Genomic DNA, 17,514 nt, shown 5'->3' on the forward strand with positions numbered 1-17,514 from the left:
TTCACTCCCTACATTTTCTCTATAATCGTTGCAATTCCTTGACCAACGCCGATGCACATTGTGGCTAATCCATAACGCACATCACGTTTTTGCATCTCATGAACAAGCGTTGTTACAATACGTGAGCCGCTGCATCCTAGTGGATGACCTAAAGCAATTGCTCCACCATTAACATTCACTTTATCCATGTCAAGCTCGAGTTCATTGATACATGCAACAGATTGTGCTGCAAAAGCTTCATTTATTTCAATTAAATCAAGGTCATCAACAGTTAAACCTGCCCTTTGTAATGCTTTTCTTGTCGCTGGAACGGGGCCGATTCCCATATAGTCAGGATGGACACCACTAACAGCAGATGTCACTACTCTAGCAATCGGCTTTAATCCAAGCCTTTGTGCAAGCTCCTTTTCCATTACGAGAATGGCACTAGAGCCATCATTAATACCAGATGAGTTTCCAGCAGTAACTGTCCCATCCTTTCGGAAAACAGGCTTAAGTTTAGACAACGTTTCCAAAGTGGTTCCAGGACGAACATGTTCATCCTCCCTGAAAAGAAGGGGCTCTCCTTTTCTTTGTGGAATTTCAATCGGCACAATTTCATCATTAAATCTTCCACTTTGAATCGCTGCGGCTGCCTTTTGCTGACTTGATAGGGCAAGCTCATCTTGTTCTGCTCTTGATATTCCATATTTCTCTGCAACATTTTCAGCCGTTTCTCCTAAGCTAATTGGAGGATACATTTCATTCATGGTTGGATTAACAAGTCTCCAACCAAGCATCGTGTCATGTAAAGTTTGATTCCCCTTTGCACTTGTAACTTGAGGTTTCATCATTACATACGGAGCACGGGTCATACTTTCCGTTCCTCCTGCAATAAAGACATCTCCTAAGCCTGACTTAATCGAAGAGGCTGCCTGATTAACTGCCTCTAATCCAGAACCACAAAGTCTATTAACCGTTACTCCCGGAATCGAAATAGGTAGCCCAGCTAATAACAATCCCATTCTAGCAACATTTCGATTATCTTCACCTGCTTGATTCGCACATCCAAAAAATACATCTTCAATCAGATTCGAATCCAAGTCATTGCGAGCCATTAATTGCTTCAACACATGGGCTGCAAGATCATCAGGTCGTACACTAGTAAGCGAACCGTTAAGTTTTCCTATCGGAGTCCGAACTGCATCAATTATGACAGCTTCTCTCATACTGAAAGCTCCTTATTTTTGCTGTTTTGATAATGGTAAAAGCATTTATCGGTTTCTCCACCAATCCATCCTGCGTACACAAGCTTTCGAATAAGTGGAGCTGGGCGATAACGCTCCTCCCCTAATTCACGATATAATCCACTCAATACTGCAAATATATCATCTAGCCCAATTTCATTAGCCCATTCAAGTGGACCCATAGGATAATTTGTACCTTTTTTCATAGCAACATCAATTGCCTCAGCCTCTGCCGTTTGTTCTGAAAGTGCATAGGCCGCTTCATTAACAATCATTGATAAAATCCTTGGAAAGACAAAACCCACCTCATCCTCGACAACTTCAATTTCCTGATGAATGAATGAAAAAGTGTTTGTGGCAGTTTGCAGATAACTTGCATCAGCTTGTAATGGTAATGCCACTTCAATTAAGCTGCCCTTTCTAAAATTAGCGAAAGTCCCAAATCCTATTAATCTTTCAGGATGAAAAAGCCATGAAGCAACCTCAGTCGCTGTGACGCCAAGGGTAGTCGATAGAATCAATGTAGTAGATGAAACACTTGCCTCAATTTCCTCGACTCTACGTTTCTTTTCTTCCTTATCAAGATTCGTCGTTTCAATTACGACATCCACCTGTTCGGTCAAAGCTTTCGCATCAACCAAATGAACGTGTGGATTTTCTTGAAAAGAGTTGGAGAGTTCTTTTGCAATTAGGTTATCCCCTACGATAGCGACTGTTTTAATTGTCATAATCAAAGAACCCTCCTTTTGTTTTTCTTCCTAGGCTACCTGATTGGACCATCCGCTCTTGGTAGTAGTGAGGACGGAATCTGCTTTCTCCGTGAAATCCTTCATATACTGATTTTGTCGTTGCAAAATTAATATCAATTCCGATGAGGTCCTGCAATTCAAAAGGACCCATTTTAAAATTACCAGCATTCTTCATAATTCGATCGATTTGACTTGGCGTAGCGATCTTATCATTCATAATTCGCAATGCTTCATTATAAAAAGGTCGTGCTACTCGATTCACAATAAAACCAGGTGTATCCATACACATCACAGGACTTTTATTAATTGTTTGGGCAAATTGTACAAGAGTATCAACAGTTGAGGAAGCTGTTTTTAACCCTTTTACGACTTCAACAAGCGGCATGATTGGTGCCGGATTGAAGAAGTGCAAGCCTGCGATTCGTTCCGGATTTGCGCTTTGGCCTGAAATTTCTGTAATCGAAAGTGAGGAAGTATTCGACGTCAAAATCGAATCTTTCGAACAGATTTCTTCCAGTTGAGAAAAAATGGACCGTTTAATTTCCAGCTTTTCTGGCGCTGCCTCAATGACCAATTGACAATTGGCAAATGAGTTCATATCCGTTGTGATACCTAAGTTCTTTTTTGCTTTTTCTGATGTGGCATGGGTAATTCTTTCTTTGACAACTAATCTATCTAACTTTGACTCTATTGCCTCTTTCGCACGTGTTACAGTTGTTTCATCGAGATCAAAAAGAATGACAGGGTATCCGTTTTGTACTAGTAATTGCGCAATCCCTGCTCCCATTGTTCCTGATCCTATTACACCTACTGTTTTTATTTGCTGCATACTATTTGGTCCTTTCTAGAGGATGTTCAAAAAGTCCTTTTGAATATGACACATCGAATTTCTTTGTTGGCTTGCTTCTCCATTCATCACGTATTAACTACTACGTCCGTGTACTAGGGAGCTACGCCGCCTTGAAATTTCGACGTACAGGACGTGCTAGTGTCGCCCAGACATGAGGACTTAGTCCTCTTCATCCACCTTTTTGAACACACATTCTATTTAGCCGCCTCTTCCTTTTGCCATCGAATGTATTCGAATACACTTTTACATTCATTACAATAGTATTGTCTTACTAATTGGGCTGTACCAAAGGATGAAATTTTCTTTACATCTTCAGATGAGCAAAATGAACATTGTGCGTTCTCTTTTTTAGCCAACATGTTGCTTTTCCACATCCTTTAAGACTTCCCCGAGTGTTGCATCGAAATTTTCTACTAATCTAGCATCCTTTGGAATGATGTTTTCAGTGACGAAATACATATCGTTTTCTACTTTAATTAACCATTCCTTCGCTTCTTGCGCTGTTTTTGAAATTGCTTCTTTCGTTCTTCTTGGAATTGATCCTTTATCGAGTAGAAGCTGATCACACCAACTCTGTGAATAAATGAGATGTTCTTGCTGCTCCTTTAACATTTTTGTAAAAGGAGGATTCACATTTGGATTATTTGCTTCAATCATGGCGTTCATTACTAAGTCAACAGCTACATTTGTTACGTAAATTCCAGCAATCAGTTCAATCCAATTCCCAATTTCAACATTTTGTTTAAATGCTTTTCCGGTTTGATGTTTTACTTCCGTCTTAATACCCGATAAATCGGAAACCCAGCGATATAGCAGTCTTGAATGGCCCAGTTCCTGCTGTGCCATCGCAATCGATGAAAGCGTACCTTCTAATGTCGGCCCGCTGATACCAATTTCAACTAATCGATCACCTAAAATAAATTTATTATCAGCAATTGTTTCACCAAGTTCTATTAATGAAATATGTTCCTTAGACATCAGTCTCACTCCTTTGCAAATAATGGTTCTGGGCTTCGTACACAAACAAGAGCTTCTTTTTTAACAACAAACATTTCTACCCAGTCTTCTTCGTCATAAATATGTTGTGCATAAATCTTTGCTAAATCATCATTAACTGCCTTGAATGTTCCCACATGAATAAGTTCATCTCCACGATTGATTCGAGTGAGAAGAAGGTAATCATGTTTTTTTGCAACGTCTACTGTCATGAACTTACCCCCCAGTGCTTTAATTTTTTCTTTCCTTCTTCACTTAGGTTTGCTGTCGTCCAAGGTGGATCCCAAACGACCTGAATCTTAACTTCCTCCACCTCTTCTTCTTTCAACAAACGTTCTTTGATATCGTTTTCAATCCACTGCATACATGCGCAACCAGTGGAGGTATATGTCATTTCAACTTCTAATTCACTTCCATTTTGGGTAATGTTATAAATTAGACCCATATCCACAACACTGATTGGAAACTCAGGATCCATTACTTCTTTAAGAGCATCCCAATACTTTGTTGTTTGTTCTTTTTGGATAATTCCACTCATGTTTATGCCTCCTCTGCTCTCATTGCTTCTAACTCCCAAACTCCCTTTTGAATGCGAGTCACAAATTCTTGGTTTTGAGGACCTCTCTGCTTAAAGCGCTCGATTGCACCTTCCCATGTATCCGGTTGGTCAGTTAACCATTTTTTGTTTTCTGGATCAAACTTACAAGGGAATGGAACGTCAATTACATATTTTCCTTGGTCTTCATCGTAATGAGCTGGAACTTTCACTCCGATTGACTCACAGAACGGAACAGCCGTTGACAACCATTTTTGTCTTAGTTCATCATTAGTTCGCCCTTTTAATCGATAATCCAACTGCGCTGAACGGCTCTTAAGGTTATCTGCAACACCGAAGAATTCGAGTGCCATTAGGAACATCCAATCCACAGCTTCTTGAACTTGCTTTGCCGTTTCTGGCTTCTTCATCGCATTTTTCATAATGATCTCGCCATTACGAAGGTGGAATAATTCCTCTTTATCAACCTTGACTAGTGCACGTTTCCAAGGCCCATATGAAGTGTGTTCGTATGCGTCACCTAAAAGCGTATATCCAGAACGATCAAATAGTCCGTTAAAGACTCCTAATTCAACCCAGTTGTCTAATTTAAAATCAAAAGCGTAAGGATTTTTCCATCGGTTGGCTGGTCGGTTGTAGAGCATTTCGTCAATATCTTCACCAAGGTCTTCCAGCAAGCGATAAGCGATATGAGCATGACCGATTTCATCTTGCATAACTGCTAGAGCTGTAATTTTATAGTTTAAGTTTGGGGCTTGATCGTAGACTGTTAATAATGGCGGGACACTAAGAAGTTCTGTATCTCCTACAATCGCGAGTGTTTGTTTTAGCGCTTTCAAATATTCGTCATTCATATCCTCCATGCGCTCCACAATAAATCCATTTTGAACCTTTTCCAGTAATACCTCAGCTTCTTTTATACTCATCAATGAACACCTCTTTGTATTACGTTTTTTTAACTATCGTTTATAATATGTAATATAGAATATTTTAAATTGTTTGTCAACATGTTTATAATGTTTTTTAGACGTTAAATTAAAATTCGTAATGAATGTTGATGTGGATTTTGTTTTGGTAATTGTTTTATATGCCCGATGGTTGGTGTAATACTAGAGGTTGTTCTTGGGATGAAGGGGATTGAGCGTGAGAAATTGCTCGGCTTTCCTCTTCATCGAGGTTATGAAGAGGGGTTCGTGCCGGGATTAGCTTTGTTTTCCTCTTTATTGGCGGGATGAAGAGGATTGAGCGTGAGAAATTGCTGGGTTTCCTCTTCATCGTGGTTATGAAGAGGGGTTTGTGCGGGGATCAGCTTTGTTTTCCTCTTCTTCGGCGGGATGAAGGGGATTGAGCGCAGGAATTTGCTAGGGTTTCCTCTTCAGCGAGGTTATGAAGAGGGGTTCGTCCGGGGATCACCTTCGTTTTCCCCTTCATCGGCGGGATGAAGAGGATTGAGCGCAGGAATTTGCTCGGGTTTCCTCTTCATCGAGGTTATGAAGAGGGGTTCGTGCCGGGATTAGCTTTGTTTTCCTCTTCATTGGCGGGATGAAGAGGATTGAGCGTAGGAATTTGCCCGGGTTTCCTCTTCATCGAGGGTATGAAGAGGGTTTCGTCCGGGGATTAGCTTCGTTTTCCTCTTCATCTGCGGGATGAAGGGGATTCGAAATAGTCGACCTTTTCGTTCTCCTCTTCATTTGCTATGAAGAACTTTACTCGCACCCACTCACTCCACACGGTCCTTCATCACAGCTATGAAGGACTTTACTTGCGCACCACTGCTCCACACGTGCCTTCATCACGGCTATGAAGGACTTTCCAAACGAGTAACTATTTCGCACAGGCCTTCACACGGACTTCTATCCAAAACAAAAACCCAAGATTGTTATTTTACTAACAATCTTGGGTTCCAACCTCATCTATCTTTGATATTTTCCTAGTATTGCTTCAGCATTGATCGTAAATAATAGGATCTTGCTTAACCTTTGCAACTCGGCCTTCGCGTTCTAAATAGTTTAAGTGCGCTATAGTTTCTGCAATAGCAAAACGCCATTGGTGAGGGTTGAGTTCTCTATGGGAGAACAAGACCTTCGCAATCTCATATGTCGTTTTATGATCGGCTAGGCTTTCAATATAATTGAGACGCTCCTCGTGATGCTGGATGAGTTCATCTATTCGTTCAGTTACATTTGGAACCGGTGAATGATGGGCAGAGTATATTTTTTTTATCGGATATTTCCTAACTTTACGTAATGAATCGATATATTCATGTAATGGATGCTGGCTAGCACCGGGCCATACACTAATATTCGGTGTAATTTTTTCAAGAATATGATCTCCGCCTATTAAGATACCTTCTTTTTCATGAAAAAAACATACATGACCTTCACTATGTCCAGGTGTGTGGATAACAGACCATTGTTGATCACCAAACTCAATAGTAGCTCCAATAGGTTTTACAACAGGTAGTGGAAGAACATTCTTATGTAATTTATTCATATGGTCAGCGATACCATCAGCTAAATCCTCAGGAACCCCATGTTGCAAAACCATTTCTTTCATTCTCGCAACCTGAACGCTCCCCTCACCCCATACACGCTCAATCATGGCTGCATCCACTTCATTCATAAAAAGGTCAGCACCTGTTTGTTCTTGCATCCAGCCTGAAAGACCAGAATGATCCGGATGGAAGTGTGTGAGATAAATTGTATGAACATCACCAAAAGTAATTCCTAAGTGATCAAAAACTTCTTGCCAAGCATCTCGCGCAGCTGAATAGTTTAACCCAATATCAATCAGACAATAGCCATCATTCTGTTTAAAAAGGTAACAGTAAACATACTTCATTGGAAACGGAACTGGGATCCCAATCCGATAGCCACCAAATTCAATTTTTTCAATATTCATGGCTCACCCCTATAATCAAAAGTGCCTTGGCGTATTTATACCCGATATTTTTAGGCCCACACGATGTGGATCACAAAGACTTTGCCCGGGATGTCGATCTTATGCTCGAATAATATCCTCTAAAAAATCGTTGCATCCGCCGGAGGCTTAATTTTGTTCAGCCGGAGTTTCTCCACCAACTGAATTGTTACTTTTTTAATACATTCCTCAAACACTAAAATAAAGGACTTTACTGAATAAATTAAATGTAGATTTCTCCAAAAGGATTGATTGCTTTATCACGTTCAATATGGATTTCACAATCAGGAGCTCCCTCAAAGACAGACTCAAAATAGCGGATTGACGGAATAGATAGCAGCTGATGTATATTCCAGAATAACTCTCTAGCCTTTATGCCAATCCATCCTTCAGGTAGTAAATCTCTTGGGAAACCTGGATCCTGGAAGAGGAATTTCCGATACTCATGTACCAACACAGTTTTCTCAATAAAACATTCCTCATCCTTTAATGTGTTATTTAAAGCCTTTTCACGAAGTTCCTCAAATTTAGGTGTAAACTTATCAATGAACGTTTGATATTCATCTCTTACCAAGTTCAGGTCCCAACCGATATCAATGATACTTTGGTTATCATGGGAAACAATTGAGGATGATGTAAATAAAAACACATATTCTTCAATTCCATTTGCCTTAATCATTTCTGTTACTTGGTCCTCAACTGGATTAGGCGTCACCAATGTACTATTCGTAAGGTTGCCAAATCCGGTCCAAATTAGTTCTTTACGAATTTTATTTCGAATCTCTCGCTTTTCCTCAGGAAACGAATATGTAAGTATTCTCCACTGCTGATCCCAAATGTGGTTTTGAGTGGCATATACCCTATTTACCCCCTCATCAACACGGCCTTTTGAGGTAGCGGAATAATAACTCTTCTTTCCTACTTTTCGTACTTCCAATAAATGATTTTGGACCATCCGAAATAATGCGCCTCTTACAGACGATTCGGAGATCCCAAACTGTTTCATTAATTCAATTAAGCTACCTACCCAAATTTCTCCCCCATAATATTTAATATATTCACCATATAATGTAAACATTAAGGACCTTGGTTTCATAGAACGTCACCACACTTATTATTTTTCAATATTTTTACTTTCATTATAGAGGATTTTGGAGATTATGCATTAAAAAGTGGTCTTTTTCCTGATTCATTTGTGTGGAGTTCTTCTTTAAGAATGGCTAATACGTCATTTGGTATTGGAACTGCTTTAATTTCAGCTGGCGTTTGTTTTACCCACCCTCTAATTTCATATCCATGTCCAGTTCGTGTTTCTCCTCTATACACCTCATGCCTTAGCTTGATTGTTTTTGTTTTAATTTCCTCAACCTGAGTTTTAATGGTAATAATATCATCATATAATAATGTCTTTTCAAAACTACATCTAGCATCAAGCATTGGCAAAATAATTTGACGTTCTTCTTCTAATGTGTTCGGTGACAATCCACAACTTCTAAAAAATTGATGTCCCGCAATGTCGAACCATTTAAAGTAATTTGGGTAGTATACAATACCTGCTTTATCTGTATCTCCCCAGTTAACGATGACTTGAAATTCATTTGATCTCACATTTCATCCCCCTATTAGAAAAGTGCAGGGCGCAGCTTATCGGCCACCAGTAAAAGACGCTAACAGAAGGTGCACATACATTCCGAAGCAATTGGTTTATGACCTAAGTACCGATGGCGCCGAAACTAGTCATTAGAAACTAAAAGGCTCGCGAAGGTCGCTGAGCCCTAAGATAATTAATTTGAAATTAGTAGGCTATTTTAAAAGAGCGATACCGGAATTTCCGGCATCGCTATGGATTCAGTTGACCTTATTTTCCACTCCAGTTAGCTTCACGCTTTTCGATGAACGCACTAAGGCCTTCTTGTGCATCTTGTGAACGGAATAATAAGTTTTGAAGCTCACCCTCGTAGCGGATTGCTACGTTAAGTGGCATTTCTTTTCCATTCATAATTGATAGCTTAATGTTAGAAGTTGCATAACTTGCGCTGTTCGCAATCTTTTCTGCGTATTCTAACGTTTTCGCTCTTGTTTCTTCTTGTGGAAACACACGATCTACTAAGTTAATATCTAGTGCCTCTTGAGGTGTTAATGTTTCGCCTGTAATATTCAGGTCAAGTGCTTTAGAGTGTCCAACTTGTCGAGCTAGACGCTGAGTTCCACCTGTACCTGCAAGTACGCCAAGGGAAACTTCAGGAAGCCCAATTTTACCTGCTTGATCTCCCATAAAACGAAGGTCACAAGCTAGAGCCATTTCTAAACCACCACCAACTGTGTGGCCCTCTAAACAAGCAATCCAGATTTGTGGTGAGCGTGCAATTTTATCTAATGTTTCGTTACAGAATAAGCAGAATTGTGTTTTAAAGCGTGGTTCAGCCGACTTTAAGAAATTAATATTCGCTCCTGCTGAGAAGAATTTTGGCATATCACTCATTAATACAGCTACTTTAATGTCATTGTCAAAACGAATATCATCAATTGCAGCGTTTAATTCTTTGTAATATTCGAGGTCATAAGAGTTTGTTTTGTTTACATGAATGTGAACTTCAGCGATCCCATTAGCCTTCTTTACTGTTAATGTTTTTGTTTCATTTACTGTAGTTGTCATTCTTCATTACCTCCTAGAATTATGTATTACGTTTTTGAACCTTTCGTAATTAATTTCAAATATACTGAATCTTTTTTTAATTATCAAGCCTGTAAATTGCTCATTTTCGCAAGGAAACAATATCTTTTCTCTTAAATACTCTTTCATTCTATCTTTTTGAAGGTTTTTAAAACGTTCGTAAAAAATACGTAATTTTTGTTTTAGGATGTGGTATTATTAATTTAAATACATAAGCTCTATTAGAAACATGGATATCTTGATAATCAAGGAGGTTAAAATGAAAGGTAATAGTAGATTCAAGAATCTATACGGAAATCTAAACGTTAATACGATTAGTTCAGGTGTTGTTGCAGCTATTTTCGGGTGTACAGGCCCTGCACTGATTATTATCGGAGGTGCATCAAGCGGTGGTTTAACCCATGAACAAACAATCAGCTGGTTATTTGCCGTGTATTTTTTTGGAGGTTTATTGGGACTCTTTTTATCTTTAAAATATAAACAACCGATTGCAGGGGCATATTCAATTGCTGGTGCTGTGCTAGTGGCAGGTGCTTTATCACATTTTTCATTACAAGAAGCAATCGGTGCCTATCTTGTAGCAAACCTCATTGTTCTTATACTAGGTATAACTGGATTAATCGATAAGGTGATGAATTGGATACCAGTTCCAATCGTAATGGGAATGATTGTTGGTGTCATGATGCGATTTGCAATTGAGATGATTACTTCTGTTGAAGTGTCCCCTCTGTTAGCAGGTTCGGCCATCTTAGTCTATTTGTTATCCTCACGATACATAAAAAAAGTACCACCTGTTTTATCAGCGTTAGTAGTATCAGTACTCCTTGCCATTGTCATGAATGAGTTTAATTTTTCAAATGTACAAAGTTCATTTGTGCTTCCTCAACTAGAACTTCCAACCTTTAGTTTTAACGCTATTATTTCTCTATCAATCCCTCTTGCAATCTTAATCATTTGTACAGAGAATGCACAAACTACAGGAATCCTAATGGCAAAGGGATATAAACCGCCAATTAGTGCGATGGCCATCTTTGGCGCAATTTTTGGTTTTATTGCCTCCTTTTTTGGAGCTCACGCCATCAACACTGCAGGGCCAATGACTGCTATTTGTGCATCTGATGAATCAGGTAAGAAAGAAGGCAGATATGCTGCTTCTGCATCAAATGGAGTTTTATTTGCAAGCTTCGGTATATTTGCAGCGCTTGTTGTTCCTTTTGTAATTGCGATGCCAGGTGTAATTGTGAGTACCATTGCAGGCTTAGCGATGATAGGTGTACTCTTATCGTCACTTAAAATTGCTTTTTCCGATACAAAGTTTCAGATGGGGGCATTTTTTGCATTCATTATTGGAATGTCTGGAGTAAATTTCTTTCATATCGGTGCCCCATTATGGGCGATTGTAGGTAGTGTTTTTGTCTCCCTTTTGATTGAAAAAAAGGACTTTGAAAGAAAGATAAAAGTAGAAAAAAATCTCAAGCATGGTGCATAGCATTCACGATGGATGTGTTGTAAATAGATGGACATACTAAACACATCCGAAAATCTCATGAGAGGTGAATCAACATGAACATTGATATAACATCTATTTATGACAACATGCCAGATTTTTCGAATCATATGGAAGCCAGAGAGTGGTTTAAAAATGAGTTTAAGGACAGATTTTTCTTAAGGACACATAGTGATAGCGATGGAAAAATGACGTATTTCTATCACATTGTCAAGGATCCAGAAACGTATCAAAGATACATGGAAAGTTTTGCAAGCAATGAGAAACGTGAAATTACGGAAATGTCAACATTTGAGAGCTACACAACCGTTGAAATTACAGAAGATGGCGATGTAAATATTACAATCTAGAAAGAGCCTCTTATCGGCGACAAACACGCGACGAACTCTTTCCTTAGAAATTTGTGACCTCGAGCAGGTGTCACTAAATACATGTAAAAAGGAGGTTTTCGATGTGAAACCTCCTTTTTATTCAGTCTATTTCTCCTATGACAGCCTCTTTAGACCTTATTGACTTTTTATGAATAAATTCAACCATATCAACTTTATTAATTGGCCGACTGAATAAAAAGCCTTGTATCTCGTCGCACCCCATGTTCACAAGGATATCACATTCATTCCAAGTTTCTACACCTTCTGCCACCACGTTCAACTGAAGTCCATGTGCAATATCAAAAATCGATTTTACTAATAACGCTTTTTTCTCATCTTTATCGATATTATGAATAAATTGTCTGTCGATTTTTATTTCGTCAATTGGAAGCTTCAATAATTGGTAGAGAGACGAGTATCCCTTTCCAAAATCATCAATTGAAATTTGAACTCCTAGCTCTTTCAGTTTTCGAATCCGATCAGCAACATGCTGTTGATTCGTAATAAATACACTTTCTGTAATCTCAAGCTTTAAATATTGTGGCTCTAATCCAGAATCTTGCAATGCCTTATTGACCATTGAAACAAGATAATCTTGTTGAAAATGTTTGGCCGATAGGTTTACCGAAATCGGAACATGAAGAAGGTTTTCAAGCTGCCATTGTTTATTTTGTCTACAGGCCTGGGTGAGAGACCACTCATCAACTTGCGAAATGAGACCTATTTCTTCAGCTACACCAATAAAAACTCCAGGTGAAACCACCCCTAATATGGGATCATTCCAACGAATCAATGCTTCAATACTTGTGATCTTACCTGCCATTGTCTTCGGCTGATAAAATTGTTCAAACCGATCCTTATCCACTGCAGTACGCAGAGCATTTTCTATTTCTAAACGCTCTTGAAATTTATTTTTCATGGACCCATTGAAAAACTGAACCCTATTGCCACCTTTCTCCTTCGAGGTGTACATTGCAATGTCAGCATATTTTACTAATGTATCTAAATCTTTACCATCTTCCGGGTACACACTGACCCCTATACTTGCAGTTATATAGTGATTTTGACCCGCTATTGTATAATAGGATGAAAATTCTTTGACAATCATGTCTAATGTTTTATCTATCTCATCTCTGCTATCAACAGAATGGACAACAACAAACTCGTCCCCTCCAAGTCTGAAAACCTGTCTAGTGTCTTCTTGCAACTTCTTTAGCTTGTTACCAGTTGCTTTTAGAAGTGTATCTCCTGCATCATGACCTAATGTATCATTGATTTGTTTAAATTGATTGAGGTCGATAAAAATAATCGCAAACATTTGGTCATGGTTATTTCGAATTAATTCACGTACATATTTTTGGAAGAAATAACGATTGGGTAAGTATGTTAAACTATCATAAAAAGCAAGTTTATGAAGCTTGTCCTCGGATTCCTTCAATCTTGAAGTTTGTTCTCTTAGAATGTGGTTCATCTCAATGCTCTCTTGAAATAACTCCTTTAGCTTATCAGCCATTTTCTTTAAATTTTTACTCAAGATGCGAAGTTCTGATATTGAACCTTGCGGCCATTCAATATTTTCTAAAGAACGCAGCTTTTGTGGTAATCCAGTTGTAATTGTTGTCAGTTGCCTTAGGTTATTCGTGAGCATTCTGCTAACAGCCATTACAAACAATATGGCTGAAACTGCTAGAATGAGTAAGTATTTTAGTTGGTCGAGAGAAATATTAAAAATTTGTTGTTGATACCCAGCGATTGGGTACTGCAACATAATTCGGTATGAATCCGTATCTCTTATATAAAAATAAAAAGCATCGTCCCACCTTGTAATCGGCTGCATTTCATTGTTAGCTACCGGTAAAGCCTCAAAAACATTAGGTGATATCTTCCGAATTTCATACTTTTTCGGATCAAAATCCGCCAACGCTGTCGATGAAATGACATGATTTCTATTGTCCAATACCGTAATATCGGTATCTTGGTTCTTATTTCGCCATAATATTTCTTCAATTTGATTAATGTCGATACTTCCGTTTGCTTTTTTTAGTTGATACAGGTCGTTTTCTATCCGATTTGCTCTCGTTTCACTAACATTAACTAAGTCCTTCTTAATAACTTCAAAGGTGTTTAATGTATTTGTAACTACACTAATAAAGAACGGAACAAGAATTGTTAAAATGGTGATTTGGGATAAGAATTGGTGTACTGATACATTATTTTTGCTGATTCGTTTATTTTTAACAAACTTATAGAATGGGAAATAAGCTAGCAACATATCTGCAACTAATACATTAAAAAGACCATTTGCAACATCTTTACAGATTTGAAAATAGAGTGCACTGCCTGACAGTGATTCTCGACAGAAAATAAAGAGCAGGGCTATTCCTATAAAAGTCCAGAAAAAAAAGTCAACGAAAAACATTTTTGCTTTTCGCCCTCTTAAGAAAAAGGCTCCAACAAATATGACTTCAACAAGCATGATCACTGCATAATAGGGACTGTTTGAAAAAAACATGGCAATAAAGATGGCAATTAAACTCGTTACAATCGCGGTGGTATAGCCAAAAATGCGAAGTATTAAAAAAACTGAAATACTCGCAAATGTAAAAGTAATTCCATAAAGTAACGTTAATTTGAAATGAGAGGCTAATAATACAAATCCTACCAGGGTTACTAATAGGATTAAATCCGTATTTATCTTGCCTTTAATCTGCAAAAATCCTAGCATAAAGTCTCCCCTGATTTATTTATATGTAAATCGATATTTTCTCTGTGGTTATGATAATAATATCATAAAATCTACATCTTTTTTTCAGTTTTTGTTTAACCAAATCATACAGTCTCAACTCAGATCAAAAGTCAGGATTATTGGCAAAAAGTAGTAAACTCTGTTAACCTAATATAGCTAAACTTTTGTGGGAAAACTATGTTTACATAAAAGTTAATGTAAAAGAAAGGGTTATATGATGAAGAAAATATCAAATGTTTTTTGGATTTCGGTTGCTATCGTTCTTGCAGCTGTCATATTTGGTGTTGCAGCACCAAAAAGTTTTGAAGAAGTAACAGGTAATATTCAATCATTTATTACATCAGCCTTTGGATGGTATTACCTTATTTTAGTCACAATCATTGTGATATTCTGCGTTTTCCTTATTTTTAGCCCAGTTGGGGCAATTCGATTAGGAAAACCTGATGAGAAACCTGAGTATTCAAATATATCATGGTTTGCGATGTTATTTAGTGCTGGGATGGGGATTGGACTTGTCTTCTGGGGGGCAGCAGAACCTCTTTCCCATTATATGACTCCCCCTTTAGCAGAGGGTGCTACAAACGCTTCCCAAAAAGAAGCGATGCGCTATACATTTTTCCATTGGGGAATACATGCTTGGGGAATTTATGCACTCGTTGCACTCGCCTTAGCCTATTTTAATTTTCGAAAAGGTGAACCAGGTTTAATTTCAGCTACATTAAAGCCTGTTCTAGGCAAAAAAGCAATGGAAGGAAAACTTGGTACCTTGGTTGATGTACTAGCCGTATTTGCAACGGTTGTAGGTGTTGCGACAACGCTAGGGTTTGGTGCAGCACAAATTAATGGGGGGTTAGCTTATTTACTTGATATACCGATTAGTTTCTTCATTCAATTAATCATTATTGCTGTTGTTACCGTCTTATTTATGATTTCCGCATGGTCTGGATTAAGTAAAGGGATTAAATATTTAAGTAATGCAAATATGATTTTAGCACTTGCCCTTCTCATTTTAATGTTTGTAGCAGGTCCTACAGTTCTGATTCTTGATATGTTTACAGATACACTTGGTGGATATATACAAAATATTGTACAGATGAGTTTTAGAATTGCTCCACTTAATGAAGAACACCGTTCTTGGATTAACGGTTGGACTATTTTCTACTGGGCTTGGTGGATTTCATGGTCACCGTTTGTAGGTATTTTTATTGCCCGTGTCTCAAAGGGAAGAACAATTCGACAATTTATTATCGGTGTTTTATTGCTTCCGGCATTAGTAAGCTTTATCTGGTTTGCAGCATTTGGGACTTCTGCTGTAGAAGTTCAAAAGGAAGGAAACGTGGATCTCTCACAATTTGCTACAGAAGAAGTACTTTTTGCAATCTTTAATGAATCTTCTCTATCGGTGGTTTTATCAGTGGTTGCGATTATACTTGTTTCGACATTCTTTATTACATCTGCGGACTCAGCTACATTTGTACTTGGTATGCAAACCACATACGGTTCACTAACACCCCCAAATACTGTAAAACTGACTTGGGGAATCCTTCAATCAACAGTAGCTGCTATTTTATTATATAGCGGTGGTTTACAGGCATTACAAAATGCCCTTATTGCAGCAGCTTTCCCATTTTCAATAATAATGGTGCTGATGATGATTTCACTATATCGTTCATTAACAAAAGAGAAAAAAGAACTAGGTTTGTATTTGAAACCAAAACCTAAGAAAAAATCTCCTGCTCCACAGCAGTAAAAATCAAAAAACCGGCATTGTGCCGGTTTTTTTGATTTGCAAAATCTTTTCGGTTTCACTTAGTAACTAACCCTTGTTTCCATGATTTAACCCCATCATCTTCTACAAATTCAATGATGACATCAGTCACTCCATTCATTGCTTGGATTTTTTCCTCAATGCGTTCTTTTATTTTAACAGCCTCTCTAACAGTTATATTACAGTCTATCTCCAGCTTCATTTCGATATGGAAATCCTCTCCTTCCTTCATGGCAAACAATGCGTTTATGTCTTTAATTTCTGGATTTGTATAAATAAGCTCAGCAATTTTGTTTTCTAGCTCTTCATCCGCTTCACCAAGTACCCCTTTGGCATTATCCAAGAATACTCTGCCCACTACGTAAAACATCATTAATCCAATTATGATTGATGCAATTCCTTCTGCGGCATGCCAACCTCCATAATAGGAAAGCAGAATTCCAAGAATTGCAATGACTCCACCAAGGGTTGCGACTAAATCCTCCATGAATACAAGTTTCGTGGCAGGTGTAGCTCTCCCTAAATTGTTGAAACTTTTGCCGATTGCTGCAAATCCTTTAGCTTCAACCCGTGCCTCATGTAAAACTTCCTTCATCGCCTTAAAAAGAACATAAGACTCCAAAATTACAGCTAACCCTAAAACAGACAGATTAATGGCAATCCCACTCGATTCGGTTGGGTGTTTAATATGATGATATCCCTCTTTTATTGTTTCATAACTCATAATCCCTACAATGATCACGGCACCGAGTAAAACCAAATTAACAAGGCGGCCAAAACCGTTTGGATATTTTTCGTTCGGCATTTTTTTACTTAATGCACTACCAATGTATACGAAAAATTGATTGGCTGCGTCACCTAGTGAATGCATTGTTTCAGCAAACATCGCGACATTCCCCGTGAAGAAGTATGCAACTCCTTTAATAATCGCAATTATAGTATTTACAATAGAAGCAATCAAAGATGACTTATTTCCGTTCTTTAATAAACTTTGCTTTTTTGACATAAAGACCTCCAAAGGATGATTCTTTTGGTAATACTTGTAGTATTTATTACTTTTGAAAAATTTATCAGAAGAATTGCGGTAAATCTGGAATGGATGTGTTTCCGCATACTTCCATTTCGGGCCAGATTTAAACCCTTCCGGCGGTT

At 38.1% G+C, this 17,514-nt stretch carries 17 protein-coding genes; 3 read left to right on the forward strand and 14 right to left on the reverse strand.

The features are described from left to right. Positions 1-8: 8 nt before the first annotated feature. The 12 genes from NST91_RS21415 to NST91_RS21465 form a co-directional block, all read right to left on the reverse strand. Positions 9-1,208: a thiolase family protein gene (locus NST91_RS21415; protein ID WP_341332747.1), complete on the reverse strand. Its 1,200-nt coding sequence runs from the start codon at positions 1,206-1,208 to the stop codon at positions 9-11. After that, positions 1,205-1,954: a 3-hydroxyacyl-CoA dehydrogenase family protein gene (locus tag NST91_RS21420; protein ID WP_341332748.1), complete on the reverse strand. Its 750-nt coding sequence runs from the start codon at positions 1,952-1,954 to the stop codon at positions 1,205-1,207. Before NST91_RS21420 ends, NST91_RS21415 begins: the two co-directional genes overlap by 4 nt. Continuing rightward, a complete protein-coding gene (locus tag NST91_RS21425) occupies positions 1,944-2,804 on the reverse strand; it encodes a 3-hydroxyacyl-CoA dehydrogenase NAD-binding domain-containing protein (RefSeq protein ID WP_341332749.1) in 861 nt (286 codons plus the stop codon). The genes NST91_RS21420 and NST91_RS21425 overlap by 11 nt, the downstream gene beginning before the upstream one ends. A 215-nt stretch (positions 2,805-3,019) precedes the next feature. After that, on the reverse strand, positions 3,020-3,199 hold the full coding sequence (locus NST91_RS26330) for a PaaD-like zinc ribbon domain-containing protein (RefSeq protein ID WP_440273486.1): 180 nt from the start codon (positions 3,197-3,199) through the stop codon (positions 3,020-3,022). After that, the gene (locus NST91_RS21430; RefSeq protein WP_341332750.1) at positions 3,174-3,803 is read right to left on the reverse strand and encodes a Phenylacetic acid catabolic protein; all 630 of its coding nucleotides are present in this window, start codon (positions 3,801-3,803) and stop codon (positions 3,174-3,176) included. Before NST91_RS21430 ends, NST91_RS26330 begins: the two co-directional genes overlap by 26 nt. Positions 3,804-3,808: 5 nt before the next feature. Next, on the reverse strand, positions 3,809-4,033 hold the full coding sequence (locus NST91_RS21435) for a hypothetical protein (RefSeq protein ID WP_121447833.1): 225 nt from the start codon (positions 4,031-4,033) through the stop codon (positions 3,809-3,811). Continuing rightward, positions 4,030-4,359: an iron-sulfur cluster assembly protein gene (locus tag NST91_RS21440; protein ID WP_207899938.1), complete on the reverse strand. Its 330-nt coding sequence runs from the start codon at positions 4,357-4,359 to the stop codon at positions 4,030-4,032. Before NST91_RS21440 ends, NST91_RS21435 begins: the two co-directional genes overlap by 4 nt. Before the next feature lie 2 nt (positions 4,360-4,361). Then, positions 4,362-5,303, reverse strand: a complete 942-nt coding sequence (locus tag NST91_RS21445) for a Phenylacetic acid catabolic protein (protein ID WP_440273487.1) — start codon at positions 5,301-5,303, stop codon at positions 4,362-4,364. 1,015 nt (positions 5,304-6,318) lie between these two features. Then, a complete protein-coding gene (locus NST91_RS21450) occupies positions 6,319-7,278 on the reverse strand; it encodes an MBL fold metallo-hydrolase (protein ID WP_341332751.1) in 960 nt (319 codons plus the stop codon). 241 nt (positions 7,279-7,519) lie between these two features. Beyond that, the gene (locus tag NST91_RS21455) at positions 7,520-8,392 is read right to left on the reverse strand and encodes a PaaX family transcriptional regulator (RefSeq protein WP_341332752.1); all 873 of its coding nucleotides are present in this window, start codon (positions 8,390-8,392) and stop codon (positions 7,520-7,522) included. A 62-nt stretch (positions 8,393-8,454) separates the two neighbouring features. Continuing rightward, positions 8,455-8,904 carry an acyl-CoA thioesterase gene (locus NST91_RS21460; protein ID WP_341332753.1) on the reverse strand — a complete coding sequence of 150 codons (450 nt, stop codon included), beginning with the start codon at positions 8,902-8,904 and terminating at the stop codon, positions 8,455-8,457. Positions 8,905-9,154: 250 nt separating this feature from the next. Beyond that, positions 9,155-9,952 carry an enoyl-CoA hydratase-related protein gene (locus NST91_RS21465; RefSeq protein WP_121447828.1) on the reverse strand — a complete coding sequence of 266 codons (798 nt, stop codon included), beginning with the start codon at positions 9,950-9,952 and terminating at the stop codon, positions 9,155-9,157. A 277-nt stretch (positions 9,953-10,229) separates the two neighbouring features. Between NST91_RS21465 and NST91_RS21470 the strand changes: the two genes are divergently transcribed. After that, positions 10,230-11,459 (forward strand): benzoate/H(+) symporter BenE family transporter, encoded by a 1,230-nt coding sequence (locus NST91_RS21470; protein ID WP_341332754.1) that lies wholly within the window; start codon positions 10,230-10,232, stop codon positions 11,457-11,459. Positions 11,460-11,533: 74 nt separating this feature from the next. Next, positions 11,534-11,827 carry a hypothetical protein gene (locus NST91_RS21475; RefSeq protein WP_099352882.1) on the forward strand — a complete coding sequence of 98 codons (294 nt, stop codon included), beginning with the start codon at positions 11,534-11,536 and terminating at the stop codon, positions 11,825-11,827. A gap of 121 nt (positions 11,828-11,948) precedes the next feature. Here the strand turns inward: NST91_RS21475 and NST91_RS21480 are convergent, their stop codons facing one another. Beyond that, a complete protein-coding gene (locus NST91_RS21480) occupies positions 11,949-14,573 on the reverse strand; it encodes an EAL domain-containing protein (protein ID WP_341332755.1) in 2,625 nt (874 codons plus the stop codon). 238 nt (positions 14,574-14,811) lie between these two features. Between NST91_RS21480 and NST91_RS21485 the strand changes: the two genes are divergently transcribed. Next, the gene (locus NST91_RS21485) at positions 14,812-16,344 is read left to right on the forward strand and encodes a glycine betaine uptake BCCT transporter (RefSeq protein ID WP_341332756.1); all 1,533 of its coding nucleotides are present in this window, start codon (positions 14,812-14,814) and stop codon (positions 16,342-16,344) included. A 55-nt stretch (positions 16,345-16,399) separates the two neighbouring features. On the opposite strand, the gene NST91_RS21490 is transcribed toward NST91_RS21485, so the two are convergent. Further along, positions 16,400-17,368, reverse strand: a complete 969-nt coding sequence (locus NST91_RS21490; protein ID WP_341332757.1) for a cation diffusion facilitator family transporter — start codon at positions 17,366-17,368, stop codon at positions 16,400-16,402. Positions 17,369-17,514 lie beyond the last annotated feature (146 nt).

It is taken from the genome of Ferdinandcohnia sp. FSL W7-1320 (genome assembly GCF_038050315.1).
GTDB lineage: Bacteria > Bacillota > Bacilli > Bacillales > Bacillaceae_L > Ferdinandcohnia > Ferdinandcohnia aciditolerans.